The following is a 23,848-nucleotide window of genomic DNA, read 5'->3' on the forward strand; positions in this document are numbered from 1 at the left end:
CGGAGCGCCCCGGTCAGCCGGCGGCGGCGGGAAGCCGCACCACGAACCGGCATCCGTCGGCCGTGTTCCGCACGTTCACCCGACCGCCGTGCGCCTCGACCAGTCCCCGCACGATGGCCAGGCCCAGCCCGCCGGAGCTCTCCCCGTTGCCGCCCGGCGGCGTACGCGCCGGCTCGCCCCGGAAGGCCACGTCGAACAGGCGCGGCAGGTCCCGCTCCGGAATGCCGCCGCAGGTGTCCGCCACCGCGAGCCAGACCCCGTCGTGGTCCCGGCCCCCGTCGACCTGCACGGTGCCGTCCTCGGGGGTGTAGCGCACCGCGTTGAGCAGCAGGTTGCCCACCACCCGGGCCAGCTCGGGCTCGCTGGCCAGCACGGTGGGCCAGCCGGAGTCGGCGGCCACGAGTCTGATCCCCCGGGCGGTGGCGAGCGGCGCGGCGGCGGCGAGGGCGTCGGAGACCACCTCGCCGAGCGACAGCGAGGCCGGCGAGAGCCGCAGCGCGCCGGCGTTGATCCGGGAGAGCTCGAACAGGTCGTCCACCAACTGGGTCATCCGGTCGGTCTGGACGCGGATGCGCCGGTGGTACTCGGCGACCGTCGCCGGGTCGTCCACCACCCGGTCCTCGAGCGCCTCGGCCATCGCCCGCAGACCGGCCAGCGGCGTACGCAGGTCGTGGGAGACCCAGGCGACCAGGTCGCGGCGACCCTTCTCGATCCGGCGTTCCCGTTCGCGCGCCTGGTCGGCCCAGACCGCGGCGACGGCTAGTCGCCGACCGAAGTACCAGCCGATGGCGAGGCTCACCGCCGCCGCGGCGGCCACGGTGAGCAGCACGACCTGGAGGTCGTGGGCGGAGAGGAACATCGCCTGGGCGACCACCGCCACGCCCGCCACCACCGCCGCCACGGTGATCGTGAGCAGCACGCAGACGTGCACGGTGATCGACCGGTGGCGCAGCAGCCGCAGCGCGAGGGCGCCGGCCAGCCCGACGCCGAGCGCCGCCGCCAACGCCATCCCGAAGATCAGGGTGAGGTCACGCATCGGCGGGCTGGTAGCGGTAACCGACACCCCACACGGTGACGATGCGCCGTGGCTCGGCCGGGTCGTCCTCGATCTTCTCCCGCAGCCGACGTACGTGCACGGTCACCGTGGACTCGTCGCCGAACGTCCAGCCCCAGACCCGCTCCAGCAGCTCGGCGCGGCGCAACGCCCGGGCCGGGTGCCGCATCAGGTGAGCGAGCAGGTCGAACTCGCGCAGTGTGAGGGACAGCTCCCGGCCGTGCAGCCGGGCCACCCGGGGACCGGTCGCCACCTCGAGGCCCGCGTCGACGAAGAGCTCCGCCTCCGGCGGCGCGGGTTCCCGGGCCCGGCGTAGCACCGAGCCGACTCGCAGTACCAGTTCCCGGGGGGAGAAGGGCTTGCCCAGGTAGTCGTCGGCGCCCAGCTGCAGGCCGAGCACTCGGTCGGCCTCGTCGCCGCGCGCGGTGAGCATGATGATCGGTACGCCGTCCGACCCCTGCCGCAGCCGCCGGCACACCTGCAACCCGTCCAGCCCGGGCAGCATCAGGTCGAGCACCACCAGGTGCGGCCGGCGTTCCCGCACCGCGTCGAGCGCGGCCAGGCCGTCCCCGACGTGGTCGACCTCGTAGCCGGCGTGCTCCAGGTAGCGGCAGACCACGTCGCTGACCGTCCGGTCGTCGTCGACCACCAGCACCCGCTGACTCACGTGCACCTCCCCGCGCCCACCCTAGCCAGGGCCTCCGGCGAGCAGCCGGGGGGAGATGTTGCGGCTTCCTTACGGTCCCACCCGGCTGACCGGCCGGTCAGCGGCGCGGTGGTGGCTGCGTACGATGCGGGACCGGGCATCCTCACGGCGGAGGTATCGGTAGATGGCAGGCCAGCACGAGGGCTTCGCTCTCGGTGTCGACCTCGGTACGTCCAACACGGTGGCGGTGCTGCGCTGGCCGGACGGGCGTACCCGGCCGCTGCTGGTGGACGGTCAACCGATCATGCCGTCCGGGGTGTACGCCGATCCGGACGGTGGGCTGCACGCCGGGCTGGACGCCCGACGGCTGGCGCAGGCCGACCCGCTGCGGTACGAGCCGAACCCGAAGCGCCGCGTCGACGAAGCGAGCGTCCGCCTCGGTGAGCGTGACCTGCTCCCCGCCGAGCTGCTCGGCGCGGTGCTGCACGCGGTCGGGCGGGCCGCGGTCGAGGCGGCCGGTTTCCTGCCCCCGGCGGTGCTCACCGCCCCGGCGACCTGGGACGACGCCCGGCGGCAGGTGCTCGGCGACGCGCTGCTGCGCGCCGGCTGGCCGCAGGTCGCCGAGCACACCCTCGCCGGCCCGACCCCGCCCGGCACCCGGCTGCTGCGGGAGCCGGTGGCGGCGGCCCGTTACTACACGGAGGTGCTGCGTCGCCCCGTACCGGTCGGCGAGGCGATCGCGGTCTTCGACTTCGGGGGCGGCACGTTGGACGTCGCCGTCGTACGCAACGAGGGCGCCGACCCGTGGGGCGACTCGGGCTTCACCGTCGTCTCCTGTGGTGGGCTGCCCGACCTCGGCGGCCTGGACGTCGACGCGGCGCTGCTCGCCCGGGTCGGCGAGCTGGTCGCCGGGCGGTACCCGCGGCAGTGGGCGCGGCTCGCCGCGCACGCCGACGCGGTGGCGCGCCGCGACGCCATGCAGCTCTGGGAGGCGGTACGCGGCGCGAAGGAGTCGCTCTCCCGGGGCACCGTCGCGCCGGTGGTGGTGCCCGGCGTGGCCGAGCCGGTGCGGCTGACCCGCGACGACGTCGAGCGGGCCGCCCGTCCGTTGCTGGAGCGGGCGGTCGCCGCCGCCCGGGAGGTGATCGGCGCGGCCGGGCTCACCCCCGAGCGGCTCGCCGGGCTCTTCCTGGTCGGCGGGTCGTCCCGGATCCCGCTGGTGGCCCGGATGCTCCACGCCGATCTGGGCATCGCGCCGACCGTGCTGGAACAGCCGGAGCTGCCGGTCGCCGAGGGCGCGTTGACCGACCTGCCGCTGCGGGGCCGGGCCCCGGCGGCGGTGGGTGCCGGTCCGCTCGTCCCGGCCCAGCGGCCGGCCCCGACGGCGGTGGACGCCGGCCCGTCCGCTCCGGCGGCGCACCTGCCCGGCTCGGTCTCGGCGGGGCCGGGGCCGGAGGCGGCCGTGCCGAGCCCGGCCGGCGTGCCGCCCGCGCCGGGACTCGCGGCGACGCTGCCGGCCGGCGTCGGCGCCACCCTCGTCGAACGGCCCGACTCTCCCGCCGCCCCGCCGTTTCCCGGGCCGCCCCCGTTCGGCGACCCCGGCGCCGCGTCGCCCGCCGGCCCTTCCGCCGCGCACCTCGGCGGACCGGCCGCGCGACCCACCCCGGTCGGCCCGCTGTCGCCGCCGTCGTCCGGTGCGCCGGCCGGCCGGCGGCGGGCGGGCTGGATCGTCCTCGGCGCCGTGGTCGCCCTCGCCGGGGTGGCCACCGCGACGCTGCTCTACCTGACCCGGGACCGTTACCCGGGGCTGGACTTCCACGCGGTGCAGGAGGTGAAGCGGGTCGCCGCCGGCGGCGAGCGTTCCGTCGGCATGTGGACCGCCGTGCTGGGTGACCGTGGGTATCTGGCGTACCGGCGAGGCGACGGACGGCTGGAGGTGACGGCGGTCGACGCCGCCACCGGCGCGGAGCTGTGGCGCAAGCCGACCGACGTCGCCGCCGACGACTGGGAGCGGATCGTCGCCGTGCCGGGCGCGGTCGTGGCGTACCCCAGCGAAGCCGCCACCAGCGAGCCGCGGGAGATGGTGGTGCTGGACGCCGCGACCGGCGCGCAGCGGTGGAAGCGGGCCATCCGCGGCGACGACGACGTCTACTTCACCGACCGGGTGGCGGTGCTCGTCGACCGGGCCGGGAAGCGGCTCGTCGGTCTGCGCCTCGACGACGGCGAGCAACGGTGGGACCTGCCCAACCCGCAGGACGAGTACGGCGGCGCCCGCACCACCGTCGTGCCGGTCGGCACCGACGAGGCGGAGGCCGGGCCCGGGTATCTCGACGGTGGGTCCCGGGATCCGTGGCGGGCGACGGGGCGGCGTCTGCTCCAGGTCGGCGCGGACCGCTCCGTGCGGGTGATCGAGATGGACAGCGGAGCCGTCGCCGGCAGCCGGGGCAACGTCGCCGACCTCGACGACCTGCTCGTGGCGCACGAGGACCGGCTCTTCGTCGCCGCCGACGAGGGCGGCTTTCAACTGCTCGGCTACGACCTGAACGCGCTCTCGGCGCAGCCGGTGGTGCTCTACCGGGCGCCCGACGAGCGGCGCCGGCCGGAGGCGTTGGTGGCCTGTGGCGAGCACCGCGCCTGCCTGCTGGAGGTGCCGGACGCGACGGCCGAGCGGACCATCGTGGTGGCGGCGACCGAGGGCGAGACGCCGAAGAGCTGGCCGGCGCCGAACGCGAGCGTGCTCGTGCCCGTCGGCGAACGTCTGTTGGTCCGCCGGACCGGCATACCGGCCACGAGCACCCTCTTCGACCCGGACGGCACGGCGGTGCTGCGGGATCGGCGCGGCGTCGCCGTCCGGCTCGACGCCGGGAACCTGCTGGTCTTCGCGGAGCCGGCGAGCACGGTGGAGGCCGACCGCAGTGTCGCCGGGGTACGCGCGGGCACCGGCGAGGTGACCGAACTGGGCGAGCTGGTGGGCGTACGCAGCAGCAGCTGCTCGTGGAACAGCCGGGTGATCGCCTGTGGCGCGGAGAAGGACTTCGTCATCTACCGCTTCGCGGCCGACTGACCGCCGCGCCTGGCTCGCCCGTGAACCCGCCCGGCCACCCGTCGCGGGCGGCCGGGCGGGTGGGTGTTCACTCCTGGTCGAGGACGATCAGCTCGGCGTCGTGGGTCGGGGTCCACTGCACCGGCACCCCGACGGCGCTCAGGTGGCTGCCCGAGTAGCTCCGCTCGTGGTGCCGGTACCGCCCCGCCGGGTCGAGGCCGCGCAGCGGCAGCCGGACCGGGCGCGACGGCAGCTGACCGGGGCCGTCCGACCGGCCGGTGTGCCAGGCCAGCACGACCACCCGCCGCCCGTCGGGGGAGGTGTACTGGACCGCGCAGCGGGCCTGGTCCGGCCCGCCGATCAGGTGCACCTCGCCGTGCGTGACGACCTCCCGGATCTCCTTGTACCGGGAGATCCAGTCGGCGGCCTCGGCGCGCTGCTGCGGCGTCCAGTGCCGGATGTCCGCGCCGATGCCGAGCACCCCGGCCATCGCGAGGACGAACCGGAACGCCAGGGACCGCGGCCGTGGGTCGAAGATCCCGGGCGCGTCGGTCACCCAGGAGCTCAGCAGGTGCGGGGCGTTGGCGTGCAGGAAACCGTGCTGGATGGCGAGCCGGTCCAGCGGGGCGGTGTTGTCGCTGGGCCAGAAGATGTCGGCCCGGGCGGCCATGGCCAGGTCGGTGCGGGCGCCACCGCCGGCGCAGGACTCGATCAGCACGTCCGGGTGGTCCCGGCGCAGCCGCTCGTAGATGCGGTGCAGGGCGCTCACGTGCGCGCCGTCGAGGTCCAGTGGCCCGTCCACGCCGGCCCGGCCGGGTTCGGTGCGCGGGCGGTTGAAGTCCCACTTCAGGTACGCGATGTCGTACCGGCGCAGCAGCCCGTCCAGCGTGGAGTGGACGAACTCGGCCACCTCCGGCCGGCCCAGGTCCAGCAGGTACTGGTTGCGGATCGGGGTGAGCGGCCGCCCGTCGACCTGGTAGACCCAGTCGGGGTGCTCGGCGTAGAGCCGCGAGCGCGGGTTCACGCACTCCGGCTCCACCCAGAGCCCGAAGCGCAGCCCCAGCCCGCGTACCTCGGCGACGAACGCCTCGAAGCCGTCGGGGAACTTGGCCGGGTCGGGCGTCCAGTCGCCGAGCCCGGCGGTGTCGTCGTCGCGGCCGACGAACCAGCCGTCGTCGACCACGAAGGTCTCCACCCCGAGTTCGGCGGCGATCCGGGCCAGTTCCAGCTGGCTCTTCGCGTTGACCGCGAAGTAGGTCGCCTCCCACGAGTTGTAGAGCACCGGTCGGGGTACGAGCCGGTCACCGGCGAGCACCCGCTGGTAGCGGTGCCAGACCCGGGCCAGCCCGTCCAACCCGGCGGTGCTGTACGCCCCGGCGACCTCCGGCAGGGTCAGCGCGCCGCCCGCCGGCAGCTCCAGCGGCCCGTCCGGCAGCCGGCGTCCGGCCCGGACCCGGGTGAGCCCGCCGGTGTCCCGCTCCGCGGTGATCTCCCACGAGCCGGTCCACGCCACCGCCACGGCCCAGGCCGGGCCGTCCGGCTCGGCCCGGTCCCGTACCGCGAGCCACGGCACGTGCAGATGCCCCGGTACGCCCTGGCTGCTGCCGATGGTGAACGCCCCGTGCTTCAGGTCGACGTGTTCGAGCTGGAACTCCTGCGACCACTGGCCCCACTGGTGGCTGAGCAGCGCGCCGTGCGGGGTGGGTACGCAGAACCCGCCCGTGCCGACGCGAGCCAGCTGAAGGGGTTCGGTGCCGGTGTTGGTCAGCTCCACCCAGCGCCGGACCACGTCGGTGCCGGCCGCGACGGCGTACCGCAGCACCGCGCGCAGCCCGGTGACCGGGTCGGCGAAGGTGACCGCGAGAGTGCCGGCGGCCGGGTCGTGTGCCGCCTCGACGAAGTCGAACGCCACCCGTCGGTGCCCGGTGGTCGTCTCCACCACCAGGTCGGCGCCGGTGAAGGGGCGGTCCGCGTCGGTGGCGTACTCGATCGGGGCGGCGTCCCCGGCGGTGAGGAACGGCACCGGCCCGTCGTACGCGACGGGGGAGGGGCCGTCGCCGACCCCGTGCGGCCCCCACGCGCCGAGCTCCAGCCAGCGCCCGTGCGCCGGCACCGTCACCACGTACTCGGTGTGCGCCCCGCGCAGCGTCCACCGCCGCGCGGCCTCCGTACCGTGCTCGCTCACTTGCTCTCCTCCGTGCAGACGCTCACTTGACCGCGCCGATCGCCAGGCCGCCGATGAAGTGCCGCTGGAAGCGCAGGAAGACCGCGACGGTCGGCACCGCCGCGATCACCGTGCCGGCGGCGATCACGCTCCACGAGGAGACGAACTGGCCCTGGAGCGCGAGCAGCGCCGGGGTGACCGGCATCCGATCGTCGGTGCGCAGCACCGTGATGGCCCAGAGCAGGTCGTTGAAGATCCAGGTGAAGGAGAGCGCCCCGAGGGCGGCCAGCGCCGGTCGGGTCAGCGGCAGCATCACCCGGGCGAAGATCTGCGCGGGGCCCGCGCCGTCGATCGTCGCCGCCTCCTGGATCTCACCGGGCAGGTCGCGCATGAAGCCGTGCAGCACGAACGTGTAGAAGCCCAGCCCGAAGCCGACCTGAACGGTGATCAACGCCCAGAGGGTGTCGTACAGCCCGGTCAGCTCACTGAACTTCTGCACCGGGATGAGCAGGATCTGTGGTGGCAGCAGGTTGCCGGCGAGCATCAGCAGCAGGATGGTCCGCCGGCCGGGGATCCGGTAGCGGCTCAACGCGAACGCCGCGACCGCGGCCAGCGCCAGGCTCAGCACCACCGAGGGGACGGTGACCAGCAGGCTGTTGATCAACGCCCGCAGCTCGCCGCCGTCGACCCACGCCTGCCGGTAGGTGTCGAGGGTGAACGAGTGCGGCAGGCTGCCCACGCCGTTGGCGGCGATGTCGTCGAAGGTGCGGGTGGACATCACCACCACCCAGATCACCGGCCCGAGCCAGAGCAGCGAGAGCAGGATCATCCCGGTGTGGAAGGTCCCGGTGCGGAGCTTGCGGATCACGCTTCCTCCCGGAATGCGCGGACGAGGTAGCCGAGGATGACGGCGAGCGCGAGCACGAAGATCACCACGGCGATGGCCGACGCGTACCCGAGCCGCAGGCTCTGGAAGGCGGCCGAGTACATGTAGGTGCTGAGCAGCTCGGAGGAGTGGTACGGCCCGCCCTTGGTCAGCGACCAGACGATGTCGAACGAGCGCAGCGAGTCGATCACGATGACCGAGAGCACGACCGCGTTGACGCCCTTGAGCTGGGGGACCGTCACGTACCACAGCCGCTGCCAGCCGTTCGCCCCGTCCATCCGGGCGGCCTCGTGCAGCGCCGGGTCGATCGCCTTGAGGCCGGCGAGGAAGAGCACCATCACGTAGCCGATCTGCCGCCACAGGGCCGGCAGGATCACCGCGTAGAGGGCGGTCTGCGGATCGGCGAGCCAGGGCCGGATCAGGTGTTCCAGCCCGATCGTGCGCAGGATCTGGTCGGCCACCCCGTCCGGCTGGTAGAAGACCCGCCAGACCAGGGCGGTCACCACCAGGGAGAAGACCACCGGGGTGAAGAGCGCGGCGCGGTAGAAGCCGACGCCCCGCCGCTCCTTCTGCAGCAGCAGCGCCATCCCGAAGCCACCGACGACGGAGAGCCCGCCGAAGAGGACCAGCCAGATGACCGTGTTGAGCAGGGCGCCGCGGAACGTGGCGTCCCCGGCCAGCTCGACGTAGTTGTCGACGCCGATGAACTCGGGTGGCGTCTGGCCGTCCCAGCGGGTCAGCGAGAACCAGAATCCCTGCAGGGCCGGCCAGAAGACCCAGATGCTCTCGACCGCGAAGGGCACCAGCACGAACGCCACCAGCAGCGGCGACAGTCGGTTCGACCGTCGCCGCCGCCGGGGAGCGCCGGCCACCGTGGACGCCGTCGTCCCGGGTGTCTCGGCGATTGTGGACACGTTTGTCACGTCAGCCCTTGAAGACCTTCTCGGCGGACGCCTGCCACTCGCGGAGGATCGCGTCGATCTGGTCGGGCTTGTCCATGAACTTGGTGAGCGCCGTGTCCGCGGTCGGCTGGAGCGCGTCGCTGGAGTCCCGGTTGAAGAACTGGGTCAGCTCGGCGGCGCTCTCCAGCATCGCCTTGCCCTTGCTCACCAGCGGCGAGTCGGCGGCCTTGGCCTTCGGGTGCACCGGCAGCACGATGCCGGAGCTGGACTTGACGTACTCCTCCTGCGCCTCGACGGAGGCGAAGTACCTCAGCAGCTCCTTGGTGCCGGCCGGGTTGGCGCTCTTGGCGCTGGCGAAGAAGCCGTCGGTGGGCGCCTCCTCGGCCACCGGCACCGCCGGGTCGATGATCGGGAAGCGGAAGAAGTCCAGGTCGCCCAGGGCGTCCTTCGGCGCGGCGTCGGCGAAGAAGGTGCCGATCAGGAACATGCCGGTCTTGCCGGCGAGCAGCGCGGTGGTCGCCTCCTGGAACGGGTACGCCTTGCCCTTCGGGTCGAAGTACGGCAGGACCTCCCGCCAGCGGGTGAGGACGGCCTTGACCTTCGGGTCGTCGAAGCGCTGCTTGCCGGCGAGCAGTTCGCGGTGGAACGGCGCGCCGTTGATGCGGATGTTGAGGTAGTCGAACCAGGCCGAGGCGACCCAGGGGGTGTCGCCGAGGCCGATGCCGATCGGCGGGATGCCCTTGCTCTTCAGGGTCTCGCAGACGGCGAGGAAGTCGGCCCAGGTCTTCGGCTCCTGGACCCCCCACTTGGCGAAGTTGCTCTTGCGGTAGAAGAAGCCCCACCAGTAGTTGGTCATCGGCACGAAGACCTGCTTGCCGGCGGCGTCGGTGGAGAGGGTCTTCAACGACTGCGGGTACTCACCGAGCCCCTGCCACACGTCGGAGACGTCGAGCAGCAGGCCCTTGCTGGCGTAGTCGTTGGCGACCGAGCCCGCGTACCAGGTGTAGAGGTCCGGCGGGTTGGCCGACGTCAGGTAGGTCGGCAGCTGGGTGCGGAAGGTCTCCGAGGCGATCGTGTTGACCGACGCGGTGCCCTTGCCCAGCTTGTTGAAGTTCTCGGCGAGCTTCTCGATCGCCGTCTTGGCCTGCGGCGAGGAGAGGTTGGACTGGATGGTCACAGCGCCGGAGCCGCCGCTCTTCGCCGGTCCGCTGGCGGAGCTGGCGCAGGCGCTCAGCAACGAGCCGGCGCCGAGCGCGCCCAGGCCCGCGAGCCCGAGGTTGCCGAGGAATCGGCGGCGACCGGGATCGAAGTCGGTCACAGGTGGTCCCTTCCTCATCGACACGGTGCGACGCGGCGCTCGGTGTCGGTCTCGTTAATGGTGTGACCAGAAGGTTGCATCCGGGGTACTCTCACTGTCAAGATGTATTCGTAATTAATGGTTAAACGGTGCCTGGGGTGATCGATGGATCCGGTCGTACGCCGATTGGACGGCAAGACAGCGGTGGTCACCGGCGCCTACGGCGGGATCGGCGCGGCCACGGCACGTCGCCTCGCCGCGGAGGGGGCCCGCGTCGCCCTGCTCGACGTCCGCGACCCCGCCCCGGCGACCGAGGCGCTGACCGCCGCCGGTGGCCAGGGGCTGTCCATCGTGGCCGACGTCTCCGACGAGGCGTCCTGGGCCGCCGCGATCGACCGGGTGCGCGCCGAGCTCGGCCCGGTCGACATCCTGGTCAGCAACGCCTCCACCGTCGAGATCGCCCCCGCGCACCGCACCAGCCGGGCATCCTGGGACCACCAGCTCGGCGTCAACCTCACCGCCGCCTTCCTCGGCGTCCGGGCCTGCCTCGACGACCTCGTCGACCGCGCCGGCGCAGTCGTGCTGATCTCCTCGGTGCACGCCCTGATCGGGCTGCCCGGCCGGCCCGCCTACGCGGCGGCGAAGGGCGCCCTGGTCGCCCTCGGCCGGCAGCTCGCCGTCGAGTACGGCCCCCACGTACGGGTCAACAGCGTGCTGCCGGGCCCGATCCTCACCGGCGCCTGGGACGGCATCGGGGAGGAGGACCGTCGACGCAGCGTCGCGGAGACGGTCGCCAAGCGATTCGGAGCGCCGGAGGAGGTCGCCGCCGTGGTCGCCTTCCTCGCCTCGCCGGACGCCGCCTTCGTCACCGGCACGAGCCTGGTGGTGGACGGTGGATGGACCGCGATGAAAGCCTCGGCCTGACAGATCGAGACCGACGAGCGAAGAAGGCGCGAAGAGCATTGGCACAGTACGCAGGCCGTGGTGTCCATGGACACACCGTCGAGGTGATCGCCCGGCGCATCCTCACCGGGGAGATCGCCGAAGGCGACACCTTGAACCTCGCCGCGCTCCAGGAGGAGCTGGACGTCAGTCTCACCGCCCTCCGCGAGGCGCTCAAGGTCCTCACCGCGAAGGGCATAGTGGACGCCCGGCAGAAACGCGGCACCTTCGTCCGGCCCCGCGCCGACTGGAACCTGCTCGACGGTGACGTGATCCGCTGGCAGTTCGCCGACGGGGCCGATCCGCTCCTCATCGACCAGCTGCACGAGGTCCGCTCGATCATCGAGCCGGCCGCGGCGCGGCTGGCCGCCTCCCGGGCCAGCGCCGAGGACGTGGCGGCGCTCGACGCGGCGCTGGACGCGATGTCCGACGCGCGGGGCCGGCCGGCGGCCGCCGTCGCCGCCGACCTCGCGTTCCACCGGGGCCTGCTCGCCGCCACCCACAACGAGCTGCTGGTCCGGATGGAAGTGGTGATGAAGACCGGGCTCGCCGAGCGCGACCGGCTGGTGCACGGCCGCGACAGCGACGACGATCCCGTCCCCAGCCACCGCGCCGTGGTCGACGCGATCCGCGCCGGCGACGACCGCGCCGCCGAGGCGGCGATGTGTGAACTGCTCGCCAAGGCCGTGCGGGACGTCGAGAAGCTGCGCGGACCAGACGGCGACCGGTGAGTACGACCAGTGAGTGCGACCAGTGAGCTTGCGAGCCCCGCGGTCACGAACGAAGGGGTAACGCAGTGAAGATCGAACGGATCGAGACCTTCCTGGTCGCGCCGCGGTGGTTGTTCTGCCGGGTGGAGACCGACACCGGTCTGGTCGGCTGGGGCGAGCCGGTGGTGGAGGGACGGGCCGAAGTGGTCCGCGCCGCGGTCGAGGTGCTCGCCGAGTACCTCGTCGGGGAGGACCCGCTCCGCGTGGAGCAGCACTGGCAGGTGCTGACCAAGGGCGGCTTCTACCGCGGCGGCCCGGTCCTCTCCAGCGCCGTCGCCGGCCTGGACCAGGCGCTGTGGGACATCACCGGGCGGGCGTACGGCGTTCCGGTGCACGCCCTGCTCGGCGGGCCGGTCCGGGACCGGGTGCGCATCTACTCCTGGATCGGCGGGGACGAACCCGCCGAGATCGCCGACGCCGCCGCCGAGCAGATGGCCGCCGGACTGACCGGGCTCAAGATGAACGCCTGCGGCCAGCTCTCCCCGATCCCCACCCCGGCGGAGATCGACGAGGTCGTCGGCCGGGTCGCCGCCGCCCGGGCGGTGCTCGGCGACGAACGCGACATCGCGCTGGACTTCCACGGCCGCGCCGGGCTCGCCGCGGTGCGCCGCATCCTCCCCGAGCTGGCGCCGCTGCGGCCGTTCTTCGTCGAGGAGCCGCTGCTCCCGGATCAGGCCCACCACCTGCGTGACGTGGTCGCCAGCTCGCCGGTGCCGGTCGCCACCGGCGAACGCCTCTACTCACGGACGGAGTTCCTCACCCCGCTGCAGGCCGGGGTGTCGGTGGTGCAGCCCGACCTGTCGCACGCGGGTGGCATCTCCGAGGTACGGCGGATCGCGGCGCTCGCGGAGACGTACGGCGCCCTGCTCGCGCCGCACTGCCCGCTCGGCCCGATCGCGCTCGCGGCCAGCCTCCAGGTGGCCTTCGCGACGCCGAACTTCCTCATCCAGGAGCAGAGCATCGGCATCCACTACAACGGCGGCTCGGAGCTGCTGGACTACCTGATCGACCCGGAGCCGTTCCGGTTCACCGACGGGCACATCGTCCGGTTCGACGGGCCCGGCCTCGGCATCACCATCGACGAGGCGGCGGTGCGGCGGGCCGCGAAGAGCCCGCACGCCTGGCGCAACCCGGTCTGGCGCCACCCGGACGGGTCGTTCGCCGAATGGTGACGCCCACCGGGGCGCGGCCGCACGAGCCGGCCGGCCCGCGCCCGCAGCCGGCGCCCACCGCCGGGACCGGGCCTGATCCGGAGTGGCCGGTGCCGCTGCGCGCCGAGGTCGATCTCGCGCTGGGTGGACGCTGGACCAGCCTGCGCGGTGGCGGGCGGGAGTGGCTCTGGCTGGGTCCCGAACTAGGCCGGGAGGGGGTCTCGCCGGGCGCGGCCTTCGTGGACGCGGGCGGGCTGGAGGAGTGTCTGCCCACGGTGCGGGGCTGTCCCGACCACGGTGACGTCTGGTCCCGCCCCTGGCAGGAGACGGGCCCCGGTGCCGCGGCCGTCGACTGCCCGCAGTTCACCCTCACCCGCCGCCTCGCCGAGCGCTCCGGCGTGATCGTGGTCGACTACCGGCTCGCCGCCGACCCCGGGTACCGCTTCCTCTGGGCGGCACACGCCCTGCTCGACCTGTCGCCGGCGGCCCGACTGGAGGCGCCCACGGGCACCTCGACGCGGTTGCATCCGGAGGCCGCCGCACTGCTGCCGCCGGAGACCTGGCCGGCCGGACGGCCGTGGCTTCCCGGCGACTGGCCCACGCCGGCCGGTCTGGCGCTGGACGCCTTCGGCCCGGACGACGGCACCGCCGTCGGCGCGGTGCTGGTGGACTGTCCCCGGGTCCGGGTGGTGGACGCGCCCGACGTGCTCACCTTCGAGCTGGCCTGCGACGGCCAGCCGGTGGGCGTCGGGCTCTGGCGCAACCTGCGGGGCTGGCCCGAGGCGGCCCCCTACCGCAGCCTCGGCGTGGAGCCGATGCTCGGCGCCGCCTTCGACCTGGCCGACGCCGGGCCGGAGGACGCGGCGCTCGTCCCACCGAGCGGGGAGGTCGCCTGGCGGCTGACCGTCTCCGCGCACCGACAGAGAGGTCCCCGGTGAACCTGACCGACGCCCTGCGTACCCACCGGCTGCTCGCCATCGTGCGCGGCCCGGACCCGGAGGCGGCGCTCGCCGCCGTCCTGACCCTCGCCGACAGCGGCGTGGCCCTGATCGAGGTGTCGTTGACCAGCGCGGACGCTCTCGGCACGCTGCGTCGGGCCCGGGCCGCGCTCGGTCCCGGCTTCGGCCTCGGCGCGGGCACCGTGCTCAGCGTCGCCGACGCTCGCGCGGCCGCCGACGCGGGGGTGTCCTTCCTGGTCACCCCGGCGCTCGCCGAGAGCCTCGACGAAGCGCTCCGGCTCGGGCTGCCGGTCCTCGCCGGTGCGCTCACCCCGACCGAGGTGCTCGGCGCCCGGGCGGCTGGCGCTGCCGCGGTCAAGCTCTTCCCCGCCTCGATCGGCGGGCCCGGCTACCTCGGGGCGCTGCGCGACCCGTTGCCGGACGTCCCGTTCGTGCCCGTCGGCGGGGTGGACGCCGAGAGCGCTCGGCAGTACCTGGCTCGGGGCGCGGTGGCCGTCGGGGTCGGCTCGCCGCTGCTCGGCGACGCGGTGCGCGGCGGTGACCTCGACGCGCTGCGCGCCCGGGCGGCCGCCTTCCGCGCGGCGGTGGCCGACGCGCCGGTCGTACCGTCGTCCCGCTGATCGGCGCCGGACGCCGAGCACCGATCGAGGAGGAGAGATGGAGCTGACCGAGCCGACCGCGTGGAGCGCCGACCGGCTGGAGCTGGGTGAGGGCGCCCGTTGGGTGGACGACCGTCTCGTGCTGGTCGATCTGCTCGCCGGGCGGCTGCTGAGCACCACCGGCGACGGCCCCGCGCCGCTGGCCGAGCTGTGCCGGCTGGACGTGCCGCTGGGTGCGGTCGCGCCGGTGGCCGGGGAGCCGGGGGAGTGGCTCGCCGCCGCCGGCACCGGCGTCGTCCGGCTCGGCGCCGACGGCGGGCATCGCGTCGTCGCCGAGCTGGAGGGTGGCAATCCCGAGCCGGCCCGGATGAACGACGCGGTGGCCGACCCGCACGGTCGGTTCTGGGCGGGCAGCATGACGTACGCCGGAACGCCCGGCGGCGGCTCGCTCTACCGGATCGACCCGGGGGCCGCGCCGGTGCCGGTGGTGACCGGGCTGACCATCGCCAACGGGCCGGCCTTCGACGGCGCCGGCACCACCATGTACCTGGCCGACACCCCGCGCGGGCACGTCGACAGGTTCTCCGTGGACGCCCGCACCGGCGCCCTCGGGGAGCGGACGCCGTTCCTGCGGCTCGACCCCGCCGAGGGCGCCCCGGACGGCATGACCGTCGACGCCGAGGACCACCTCTGGGTGGCGCTCTGGGGCGGCTCGGCGGTGCGCCGCTATCGGCCGGACGGCGTGCTGGACCGGGAGATCCGGCTGCCGGCGGAGCAGCCCACCAGTGTCTGTTTCGGTGGCCCCGGGCTGCGCCGACTCTTCGTGACCACCGCCGCGTACGGCCTGACCGACCCGGGGCCGCTCGACGGCGCGCTGCTCGCCGTCGACGTGCCGATCGCCGGCCGGCCCGCCGCGTCGGTCCCGGCGGGCTGACGGGGCCTGCCCCGCGCCCGGACGAGGTCCGGGCTTGGTTGATCGACTCGGGTTCCTTGATGTCGGGCTGTTCCAGCCGTGCGACACCCCGACTTCGTGGAACCCGAGTTGACGATCCACAGCAGTGACGAGCGCCCGGCGGGATCGCCGGGCGCTCGTCCACGTGGGGCCTACCCGACGAAGGGTTGCCATTACGTGATCTTCGGCGGGCTCGACAGCCGGGCGATGATCCACAAGCATTGGCGTCCGGGCGAGTTATCGCATTGACAGTGCGAAAACCGCCGCACGGATCCTCTTCGGACAGGGCGCGTTCCCGGCTGCTGCGAACCGGCCGGTGGCGCGCTCTGCCGCCATGCAAAGGAGCACGCATGCGAATACGCCGTTCGACCCCTCACGGCGCGCTTGCCCTCGTGACCGTCGCCGGGCTGCTGATCGGGGGCGGCCCGGCCAGCGCCGGCCCCACACCACTGGCCCCCGCCGCGACCTCGGCCGAGGCGCCGGCGGTGGCCGAACCCACTCGGCAACCGACCCGCACCCTGACCCTGATCACCGGCGACCGGATCGAGTCCTCGTCCGGCCGGATCGCGGTCATCCCGCGCCACGGCGTGCAGTTCCTCCGCTACCAGCACGGCGACGACCAGTACGTGGTGCCCTCCGACGCGCTCGGGCTGCTGCGCCAGGATCGGCTCGACGAGCGGCTGTTCAACGTGACCCAACTCCTCGCCGACGGCTTCGACCGGCGCGGGGAGCTTCCCCTGATCGCCTCCGACCTGACCGGCATGCGCGGACTGACCGCGCAGCGCCGCCTCGCCTCGGTCGACGGCTTCGCCACCGAGATCCAGGTCGCCGACCTGGCCCGCAACTGGCCGACGCTGCGCGGCTCGCTGCGTACCGGAAAGCTCTGGCTGGACGGCATCCGCAAACCCGCCCTCGACGTGAGTGTGCCCGCCAGCGGCGCCCCGGCGGTCTGGGCCGCCGGCTACGACGGCTCGGGCGTGACCGTGGCGGTGCTCGACAGCGGGATCGACAACACCCACCCCGACTTCGTCGGGCGGGTGCTCGCCCAGCGGAACTTCGTCACCGACTACGAGACGACCGACGACGACCTGGCCGGGCACGGCACCCACGTCGCCTCCATCCTGGCCGGCACCGGCGCCGCCTCCGGCGGTCGCTACCGGGGCATGGCGCCCGGGGCGAACCTGCTGGTCGGCAAGGTCTGCTTCAGCTACCAGGGCCTCGGCGCGGCCTGCCCCGACTCGGCGATCCTCGAGGGGCTGCGCTGGGCGGCCGAGTCCGGCGCGCGGGTGGTCAACCTCAGCCTCGGCGCCGACGACCAGCCCGGCATCGACCCGATCGAGGCCGCGGTCAACGACCTCACCGCCCGGTACGGCACCCTCTTCGTCGCCGCCGCGGGCAACAGCGGCTGGGTGCCGCAGTCGGTCGGCTCACCGGCCTCGGCCGACGCCGCCCTCGCCGTCGGCAACGTCGACAAGACCGGCGCGCGCAGCTGGGACTCGGGCCAGGGCCCCCGGCTCGAGGACTACGCGGTCAAGCCGGAGATCACCGCCCCCGGTACGGCGATCACCGCGGCCCGCTCCGCCACCGCCGACGTCGCCCCGGCCGGCGAGCAGTACGTCTCGTTCAGCGGCACCTCGATGGCGAGCCCGCACGTCGCGGGCGCGGCGGCGCTGCTCGCCCAGGCGCACCCCGACTGGCGGGCCGGCCAGCTCAAGTCGGCGCTGATGGGTTCGGCACGGCCCAGCGCGACGATCGAACTCTTCGGTCAGGGCGCCGGCCAGCTCGACGTGGCCCGGGCCTTCACCCAGCCGGTCGCCGCCGACCCGCCCGTGGTCAACTTCGGCTTCCGGTCGTACCCGCACGACGCCCAGGACGTGATCAGCCGGCCGGTGACGTACCGCAACGACGCCGACGCGCCGATCACCCTGCGGCTGGCCGTGACCGGAGACCTGCCGGCCGGCGTGATCACGTTGGAGAGTGGCACCCTCACCGTGCCCGCGCACGGGCAGGCCTCGGTCCGGCTCACCGCTGACACCCGGGCCGGGGGCGCCGCGTACGGCACCTTCGGCGGTCGACTGGTCGCCACCGCGGACGGGGTAAGCGTCCAGACGCCGTTCAGCGTCTTCCGGGAGCAGCCCTCCGCCGACGTCCAGCTGAAGGTCACCGCCCGGACCGACGCCCCGCAGGAGGTGGTCACCCAGCTCGGCAACCTCGCCACCGGCGAGTTCGTGGTCAGCTACGACAGCGCGGACACGCTCCGGGTGCCGATGGGCGACTACGTGGTGCTCAGCATGGGCATCAGCGCCGACGGCACGGGCACCGTGCTGGCCAACGGCCGGATGACCATCGACCGGTCGACGACCCTGGCGCTCGACGGCCGCCGGGCCCGGCCGGTGGACATCCGGCTTCCGGACCGGGACGCCGCACCGGTCATCGGTGAGGTCGAGGTCCAGCACACCGGCGCACCGCAGCTCTTCGCCATGAGCCTCACCGGCGATCCGGGCTCCATCTACACCGCCGACCTGGGCCCGGAGAAGGTCGCGGGCCTGATCACCTCCGTGACGGCGCTCTTCGCCCGCCCGGACCGCAGCGGCGACTTCACCGCCAGCCCGTACACCTACCAGACCGGCTGGTACCAGACCGGCTCGTTCGTCACCGGCTTCACCCGCCACCTCGGCCGGCGCGACGTGGCCGAGGTAAGCACCAGCTACGCGGCGGCGGCGGTCGGCGGCGTGGGTACCCGGGTCAACTACCCGGTGATCCCCGGGGTCGACTACCCCGACGGGCTCGTCCTGCCCCGTACGACGCTGCCCGCGCAGCGGACCGAGTACTACGCCGGCAACCTCGGCTGGGAGTCGACCTTCGAGGAGGGCGTCGGCGCGGGGGCGGACTACCGTCGTCTGTCGGAGCTCACCGCGCAGCGGACCGAGTACCGGGCCGGGAAGGACTACATCGAGCGGTGGAACTACGGGGTCTTCACCACGCCGATGACCCCGGCGTTCCCGGAGTACCCGGTGGTCGAGCGGCGGGGCAACGAATTCCTGCTCCGGCTCGACGGCTACGCCGACGCCGCCGGCCACCGGGGCTCCGCCGACCCGGCGGGGCTCACCGGGAAGCTGGCGCTCTACCGCGGTGACACGCTGGTCGAGGAGCGGGCCGGGGCGTACGCCGGAATCGACGTCGGTGAGCCTGGACGGTCCCGCTACCGGCTCTCGTACGGCTTCACCCAGCCGGCGCCGACGCGGCTCTCCACCCGCGTGGAGACCGTGTGGGAGTTCGACTCGGCGTACACCGCCACCGGCACTGCGCTGCCGCTGACCGCGGTCGGCTTCGCACCTCGCCTCGACGGCACCAACACGGCGAAGAAGCACGGCCTGGCGGCGGTGCCGCTGACCTTCACCCGACAGGCCGGCGCCGGCAAGATCGCCAAGGTGGAGGTGGAGGTCTCCTACGACGACGGCGCCCACTGGGCCAAGGCGCCGGTGCTCTCGCTGCTGGGCAGCCACACCGCGGTGGTCGGGCACCCGGGCCGGGCCGGCTTCGTCTCGCTGCGTGCCCGCGTGGCCGACTCGGCGGGCGCGGTGGTGACCACGACCGTGATCCGGGCGTACGAGCTGCGGTAACCGCCGATCGCACGCTGGTGGGGCCGTCCGGTGTCGGACGGCCCCACCACCGTCTCCGGGTCCCGCGCCGAGGTCGGAGCCGCCCGCCTTCGGGCGTCGGCCGGGGAGTCCCGGTGTGGGGGTAACAACTGCCGACGTGTTGGGGTTCTTTAGCGCTCTTTGGGTTGCTATGGTGCTCGTGTGAATTGAAGGAGTGGGCGGCGTCGACCGGCATCGCGTATATCACCGCGCGGCGGCAGTATGCGGCGGGAACGCTGCCTGTTCCGACGTACCGGGTTGGCCGGCTGATCATGGTGGGGGAGCCGGTAACCGGCGTCACCACCGGCACCGGGCAGACCGTGGTGTACGCCCGGGTGTCGTCGGCCGATCAGCGGCCGGACCTGGATCGGCAGGTCGCTCGGGTGACGGTGTGGGCCACCGGGCGGAAACTCGCGGTCGATCGAGTGGTGACTGAGGTCGGCTCGGCCCTCGACGGGCACCGCAAGAAGTTCCTCGCCCTGCTGAGCGATCCGGCGGTGACCACCATTGTGGTCGAGCGCCGAGACCGGTTCGGCCGGTTCGGCGCTGAGTACGTGGAGGCCGCTCTGTCCGCGCAGGGCCGTCGGCTGCTGGTGGTTGATCCCGCCGAGGTCGATGATGACCTCGTTCGGGACGTGACCGAGATCCTGACGTCACTGTGCGCCCGCCTGTATGGTCGCCGCGGTGCCGCGAACCGCGCCCGCCGCGCGGTCGAAGCCGTCACCGAGGACGGTCCTGCGTGAAGACGATCCAGGCGTACCGATTCGCTCTCGACCTCAGCCGCGGCCAGGAACGCGCCGTCCTCGCCCACGTCGGCGCGGCCAGGGTCGCGCACAACTGGGCTCTCGCCCAGGTCAAGGCCGTGATGGACCAGCGGACGGCGGAGCGTTCCTACGGTGTGCCAGACGAGCAGTTAACGCCGTCGCTGTCGTGGTCGCTTGCCGGGCTGCGTAAGACGTGGAACGCCGCGAAGCCTGAGGTGGCGCCGTGGTGGGCCGAGGTGTCCAAAGAGGCGTTCAACACCGGCCTGGACGCTCTCGCGCGTGGCTTGAAGAACTGGTCCGACTCCCGTAAGGGCAGGCGGGCCGGGCGCCCGGTCGGATTCCCTCGCTTCAAGTCCCGCCGCCGCACCACACCCAGCGTGCGGTTCACCACCGGCGCGATCCGCGTCGAACCCGACCGCATGCACGTGGTGCTGCCCAGGCTGGGCCGGTTGAAGCTGCACGAATCCGCCCGCAAGCTCGCCCGCCGTGTAGACAACGGCACCGCGCGGATCATGTGCGCCACCGTGCGTGGTGAAGGCGGCCGCTGGCACGTGTCTTTCACCGTCGAGGTCGAGCGTGCCGAATGCATCCCGGCCCGGCCGGACACGGTGGTCGGCGTGGACGTCGGGATCAAGCACCTCGCGGTGCTCTCCACCGGAGAGCTCGTACCGAACCCGCGCCACCTGGTGGCCGCGCGGCAGCGGATGCTCTCACTGGGCCGGTCCCTGTCGCGTAAGAGCGGCCCGGACCGGCGCACCGGACGGCGGCCGTCGAAGCGGTGGGAGCGGGCGGCGGCCCGGCTCGGCCGCGCGCACGCCCGGGTGGCGAACGTGCGCCGCGACGGTCTGCACAAGCTCACCACTCGACTCGCCACGACGCACGGCACGATTGTGGTCGAAGATCTCAACGTGGCCGGGATGATGCGCAATCGGCGGCTCGCCCGGCATATCGCCGACGCCGGGTTCGCCGAGATCCGTCGACAGTTGGCGTACAAGACCTCGTGGAACGGTGGCCGACTGCTCACGGCCGACCGCTGGTACCCGTCCTCGAAGACCTGCTCGGGTTGTGGCGCGGTGAAAACCAAGCTGGCCCTGTCCGAGCGCGAGTACGAATGCGAGGCGTGCGGTCTGGTCATGGACCGTGACCGCAACGCCGCGCTCAACCTGGCCGCCTTGGCGGCTGAGTTCGACACCGCCGGGAGTGGCTCGGTGGCAGCACGTGGAGCCGACCAGAAGACCCACGCGCGCGGGCAGGTGGCTGTGAAGCGTGAACCCGGCACGGCGTCAGCCGGCAAGACCGGGACCGTCCCACCGCAAGGCGGGACAACCGATCGTGCGCTCACCAAAGCGCGCTAAACGGTAACGGTGACGCAGGTTATCGCCGCTCGGGCCCGCGACCGGTGCGGTCCGGTCCGGTCCGTACGATGCGCCGGTGATCCTTCGTGGCAAGATCCGGTCCGATGCCCCGCTGCTCGTGCTCGCCCTCGAGGAGGAGGCCGCGCACCTCGACACCGACCTGCCGGTGCTGGTGACCGGGATGGGCAAGGTCAACGCGGCGACGGCCCTGGCGGCGACCCTGGCCGGCGGCGTACGGCCGAGCCTGGTGGTCAACCTCGGCACCGCCGGTGCGCTGCGACCCGGCTGGGACGGCCTCCACGAGATCGGCAGCGTCTTCCAGCACGACCTCGACACCGAGCTGCTGCGCAACCTCACCGGGCACATCTGCGGCGCGCCGCTGACGCTCGGCACGCAGCCGACGGTGCTCGCCACCGGCGACACGTTCGTCGCTGACGACGCGACCCGGGCCCGGCTCGCGCAGCGCGCGGACCTCGTCGACATGGAGGGGTACGCGATCGCCTCGGCCGCGGCGCAGGCGGGGGTGCCGTGCCGGCTGATCAAGCGGGTCAGCGACGAGGCGGGCGACGGTGCGGTGCGCAGCTGGCAGGAGTCGGTGGACGCCTGCGCCCGCGACCTGGCCACCTGGCTCCGCAGCGAACTCCGCTGACCCACCGCTCTCCCGCGTCGATCATGACGTTTGCGGGTGGCGCGTCGGCGGGTCGCGCCGGTCAAACTCATGATCGACGACGGGGGAGTCGAGGGGCGTAATCTACTGCGGACCGTCGGGTGGGCAGGGGGTGCGGGCGTGGGGGTGCGGACGATCGATCGTCGGACGGCCGCCGCAGCCGGTGGCCGGGCCCGGTGAGCGGGGGACGACTGCTCGCGGTCAGCGACCTGCACGTCCGGTACGCCGAGAACCGCGCCGTCGCCGACGGCCTTCGCCCCGGCTCCGATGACGACTGGCTGATCGTCGCCGGTGACGTGGCCGAGTACTTCGCCGACGTCCGCGCGACGCTGGCGCTGCTGCGCGACCGGTTCTACACCGTGATCTGGGCGCCCGGCAACCACGAGCTCTGGACGCTGCGCGACGATCCGGTCCAGCTGCGTGGCGAGGCGCGCTATCGGGAACTCGTCGCGACCTGCCGCGAGCTGGGCGTGCTCACCCCCGAGGACGCGTACCCGGTCTGGCCCGGTCAGGACGGCCCGGTGACTGTCGCACCGCTGTTCACGCTCTACGACTACTCGTTCCGCGCCCCCGGCACGGCGAACAAGGAGGAGTCGCTGCGCCGGGCGTACGACGCCGGGGTGGTCTGCACCGACGAGATGCTGCTGCATCCCGACCCGTACCCGGGGCGCGACGCCTGGTGCGCGGCCCGGGTGGCGTACACCGAGCGGCGGCTCGCGGCGATCGATCCGGGGCGGCCGACGGTGCTGGTGAACCACTTCCCGCTGGTCCGCGAACCGACCCGGATCCTGCGCCATCCGGAGTTCGCCCAGTGGTGCGGCACCACCCGTACCGCGGACTGGCACCTGCGCTTCCGCGCGGCGGCGGTGGTCTACGGCCACCTGCACATCCCGCGCACCACCCGGTACAACGGGGTCCGCTTCGAGGAGGTGTCGCTGGGCTATCCGAGGGAGTGGCGGCCGCGCGGCGTCGCTTTCCGGCCGCGCGTGGTGCTGCCCGCCGCGCCGGCCTGACTTCGCCGACGAGCGCGGCGCGATCCGCTCCCCGGTGGGGCTTGAAGGCCGCCCGAACTCGGCGGATGCTGGATGCGCATCGACAATCACCGATTGGATCGGAGGCTCGGATGCGTCGTCTCCCGCTCGTCGCCCTCGTCCTGACCGCCCTGCTGCTCGGCACCCCCGCCGCCGCGCAGGCAGAACCCGACGCCGGACCGGCCCGCGCCGACGCGGCCGCCCGCCCCGACCACGCCGCCGCGGCGCGCGTGCTCAGCGAGGTGCGTACCGCCGGTGTCACCTGGGGGATCGACCCGGCCACCGGTCGGATGACCCTCACCGCCGACGAGACCGTGACCGGCCCCGGGCTGGCGGCGCTGCGCGCCACCGCGGCCCGGGCCGGCGCCGAGCTGCGCCGGGAACCCGGCCGGCTGAGCACGCTGATCGCGGCCGGCGAGGCGATCTACGGCGGCGGCGGGCGATGCTCGCTCGGCGCGAACGTCCGCAGTGGCAGCACCTCCTACTTCGTCACCGCCGGGCACTGCACCAACGCGGCCGGCACCTGGTACGCGAACGCGGCCGGCACCACCGTGCTCGGCGTCCGCACCGGCACCAGCTTCCCCGGCAACGACTACGGCGTGGTGCGCTACACCGGCACGATCCCCCGCCCCAGCGCGGTCTACACCTACCCGGGCCTGCTCCCCGTCCCCGGCACCGCCACCGCCACCATCGGCCTGGCGGTCTGCCGCAGCGGTTCGACCACCGGCGTGCGCTGCGGCACTATCACCGGGCTGAATCAGACGGTCAACTACTCCACCGGGGTGGTGTACGGCCTGATCCGCACCAACATCTGCGCCGAGCCCGGCGACAGCGGCGGCCCGCTCTACGTCGCCGCGACCGGCCGGATCGTCGGCGTCCTCTCCGGCGGCAGCGGCAACTGCACCAGCGGCGGCACCACGTTCTACCAGCCGATCGGGGAGATCCTGGCCGCGTACGGCCTGACGATTCCCTGACCCGCCCGGTGACCGGCCGGTGGCGCGCTCGCCGCCGGCCGGCGTCCCGCC

General features: G+C 73.6%; 19 protein-coding genes. 13 read left to right on the top strand and 6 right to left on the bottom strand.

Going from position 1 to position 23,848, the window contains the following annotated elements:
• Window positions 1-13: 13 nt before the first annotated feature.
• Together D7044_RS19200 and D7044_RS19205 are read right to left on the bottom strand one after the other, a co-directional pair.
• Window positions 14-1,036, bottom strand: coding sequence for a sensor histidine kinase (locus tag D7044_RS19200; protein WP_120689736.1), 1,023 nt, complete (start codon window positions 1,034-1,036; stop codon window positions 14-16).
• Window positions 1,029-1,721 carry a response regulator transcription factor gene (locus D7044_RS19205; protein WP_120689737.1) on the bottom strand — a complete coding sequence of 231 codons (693 nt, stop codon included), beginning with the start codon at window positions 1,719-1,721 and terminating at the stop codon, window positions 1,029-1,031. Before D7044_RS19205 ends, D7044_RS19200 begins: the two co-directional genes overlap by 8 nt.
• 163 nt (window positions 1,722-1,884) lie before the next feature.
• On the opposite strand from D7044_RS19205, the gene D7044_RS33290 reads away from it, so the two are divergent.
• The gene (locus D7044_RS33290) at window positions 1,885-4,764 is read left to right on the top strand and encodes an Hsp70 family protein (RefSeq protein WP_120689738.1); all 2,880 of its coding nucleotides are present in this window, start codon (window positions 1,885-1,887) and stop codon (window positions 4,762-4,764) included.
• 67 nt (window positions 4,765-4,831) lie between these two features.
• Here the strand turns inward: D7044_RS33290 and D7044_RS19215 are convergent, their stop codons facing one another.
• From D7044_RS19215 to D7044_RS19230, 4 genes are read right to left on the bottom strand one after another with little or no spacing between them, the layout of a single operon-like run.
• A complete protein-coding gene (locus D7044_RS19215; protein ID WP_120689739.1) occupies window positions 4,832-6,928 on the bottom strand; it encodes an alpha-galactosidase in 2,097 nt (698 codons plus the stop codon).
• A 22-nt stretch (window positions 6,929-6,950) separates the two neighbouring features.
• Window positions 6,951-7,775, bottom strand: a complete 825-nt coding sequence (locus tag D7044_RS19220) for a carbohydrate ABC transporter permease (protein WP_233562998.1) — start codon at window positions 7,773-7,775, stop codon at window positions 6,951-6,953.
• Window positions 7,772-8,707, bottom strand: a complete 936-nt coding sequence (locus D7044_RS19225) for a carbohydrate ABC transporter permease (RefSeq protein WP_233562999.1) — start codon at window positions 8,705-8,707, stop codon at window positions 7,772-7,774. Before D7044_RS19225 ends, D7044_RS19220 begins: the two co-directional genes overlap by 4 nt.
• Window positions 8,708-8,717: 10 nt before the next feature.
• On the bottom strand, window positions 8,718-10,013 hold the full coding sequence (locus D7044_RS19230; RefSeq protein ID WP_120689740.1) for an ABC transporter substrate-binding protein: 1,296 nt from the start codon (window positions 10,011-10,013) through the stop codon (window positions 8,718-8,720).
• Window positions 10,014-10,157: 144 nt separating this feature from the next.
• Here D7044_RS19230 and D7044_RS19235 point away from each other — a divergent pair, with 144 nt between their 5' ends.
• From D7044_RS19235 to D7044_RS19290, 12 genes are all read left to right on the top strand, one after another.
• A complete protein-coding gene (locus D7044_RS19235; RefSeq protein WP_120689741.1) occupies window positions 10,158-10,916 on the top strand; it encodes an SDR family NAD(P)-dependent oxidoreductase in 759 nt (252 codons plus the stop codon).
• A gap of 38 nt (window positions 10,917-10,954) precedes the next feature.
• Window positions 10,955-11,665, top strand: a complete 711-nt coding sequence (locus D7044_RS19240; protein WP_120675019.1) for a FadR/GntR family transcriptional regulator — start codon at window positions 10,955-10,957, stop codon at window positions 11,663-11,665.
• Window positions 11,666-11,730: 65 nt separating this feature from the next.
• Window positions 11,731-12,876 carry a galactonate dehydratase gene (gene dgoD, locus D7044_RS19245; RefSeq protein WP_120689742.1) on the top strand — a complete coding sequence of 382 codons (1,146 nt, stop codon included), beginning with the start codon at window positions 11,731-11,733 and terminating at the stop codon, window positions 12,874-12,876.
• A complete protein-coding gene (locus D7044_RS19250; RefSeq protein ID WP_233565045.1) occupies window positions 12,870-13,793 on the top strand; it encodes a hypothetical protein in 924 nt (307 codons plus the stop codon). The genes dgoD and D7044_RS19250 overlap by 7 nt, the downstream gene beginning before the upstream one ends.
• Window positions 13,790-14,434 (top strand): bifunctional 4-hydroxy-2-oxoglutarate aldolase/2-dehydro-3-deoxy-phosphogluconate aldolase, encoded by a 645-nt coding sequence (locus D7044_RS19255; protein WP_120689743.1) that lies wholly within the window; start codon window positions 13,790-13,792, stop codon window positions 14,432-14,434. The genes D7044_RS19250 and D7044_RS19255 overlap by 4 nt, the downstream gene beginning before the upstream one ends.
• Before the next feature lie 37 nt (window positions 14,435-14,471).
• A complete protein-coding gene (locus D7044_RS19260) occupies window positions 14,472-15,347 on the top strand; it encodes an SMP-30/gluconolactonase/LRE family protein (RefSeq protein ID WP_120689744.1) in 876 nt (291 codons plus the stop codon).
• A 368-nt stretch (window positions 15,348-15,715) separates the two neighbouring features.
• Entirely contained in the window at window positions 15,716-18,988 is a 3,273-nt protein-coding gene (locus D7044_RS19265; protein WP_120689745.1) for a S8 family serine peptidase, read from the top strand.
• A 185-nt stretch (window positions 18,989-19,173) separates the two neighbouring features.
• Complete coding sequence (locus tag D7044_RS19270) at window positions 19,174-19,749, top strand: IS607 family transposase (protein ID WP_120689746.1); 576 nt, start codon at window positions 19,174-19,176, stop codon at window positions 19,747-19,749.
• On the top strand, window positions 19,746-21,125 hold the full coding sequence (tnpB, locus tag D7044_RS19275) for an IS607 family element RNA-guided endonuclease TnpB (RefSeq protein WP_120675031.1): 1,380 nt from the start codon (window positions 19,746-19,748) through the stop codon (window positions 21,123-21,125). Before D7044_RS19270 ends, tnpB begins: the two co-directional genes overlap by 4 nt.
• Before the next feature lie 76 nt (window positions 21,126-21,201).
• A complete protein-coding gene (locus D7044_RS19280; protein ID WP_120689747.1) occupies window positions 21,202-21,774 on the top strand; it encodes a nucleosidase in 573 nt (190 codons plus the stop codon).
• 194 nt (window positions 21,775-21,968) lie between these two features.
• Window positions 21,969-22,805, top strand: a complete 837-nt coding sequence (locus tag D7044_RS19285) for a metallophosphoesterase family protein (RefSeq protein ID WP_120689748.1) — start codon at window positions 21,969-21,971, stop codon at window positions 22,803-22,805.
• A gap of 110 nt (window positions 22,806-22,915) precedes the next feature.
• Window positions 22,916-23,797, top strand: coding sequence for a S1 family peptidase (locus D7044_RS19290; protein ID WP_120689749.1), 882 nt, complete (start codon window positions 22,916-22,918; stop codon window positions 23,795-23,797).
• Window positions 23,798-23,848: the final 51 nt, after the last annotated feature.

The sequence above is a fragment of the Micromonospora musae genome (genome assembly GCF_003626635.1).
Classification (GTDB): domain Bacteria; phylum Actinomycetota; class Actinomycetes; order Mycobacteriales; family Micromonosporaceae; genus Micromonospora; species Micromonospora musae.

What these genes read in the sequence shown, in the direction of transcription:
- D7044_RS19200 (WP_120689736.1), bottom strand. Translation starts at nt 1,036, where the DNA reads ATGCGTGACCTCACCCTGATCTTCGGGATGGCGTTGGCGGCGGCGCTC.
- D7044_RS33290 (WP_120689738.1), top strand. Translation starts at nt 1,885, where the DNA reads ATGGCAGGCCAGCACGAGGGCTTCGCTCTCGGTGTCGACCTCGGTACG.
- D7044_RS19235 (WP_120689741.1), top strand. Translation starts at nt 10,158, where the DNA reads ATGGATCCGGTCGTACGCCGATTGGACGGCAAGACAGCGGTGGTCACC.
- D7044_RS19250 (WP_233565045.1), top strand. Translation starts at nt 12,870, where the DNA reads ATGGTGACGCCCACCGGGGCGCGGCCGCACGAGCCGGCCGGCCCGCGC.
- D7044_RS19260 (WP_120689744.1), top strand. Translation starts at nt 14,472, where the DNA reads ATGGAGCTGACCGAGCCGACCGCGTGGAGCGCCGACCGGCTGGAGCTG.
- D7044_RS19265 (WP_120689745.1), top strand. Translation starts at nt 15,716, where the DNA reads ATGCGAATACGCCGTTCGACCCCTCACGGCGCGCTTGCCCTCGTGACC.
- D7044_RS19290 (WP_120689749.1), top strand. Translation starts at nt 22,916, where the DNA reads ATGCGTCGTCTCCCGCTCGTCGCCCTCGTCCTGACCGCCCTGCTGCTC.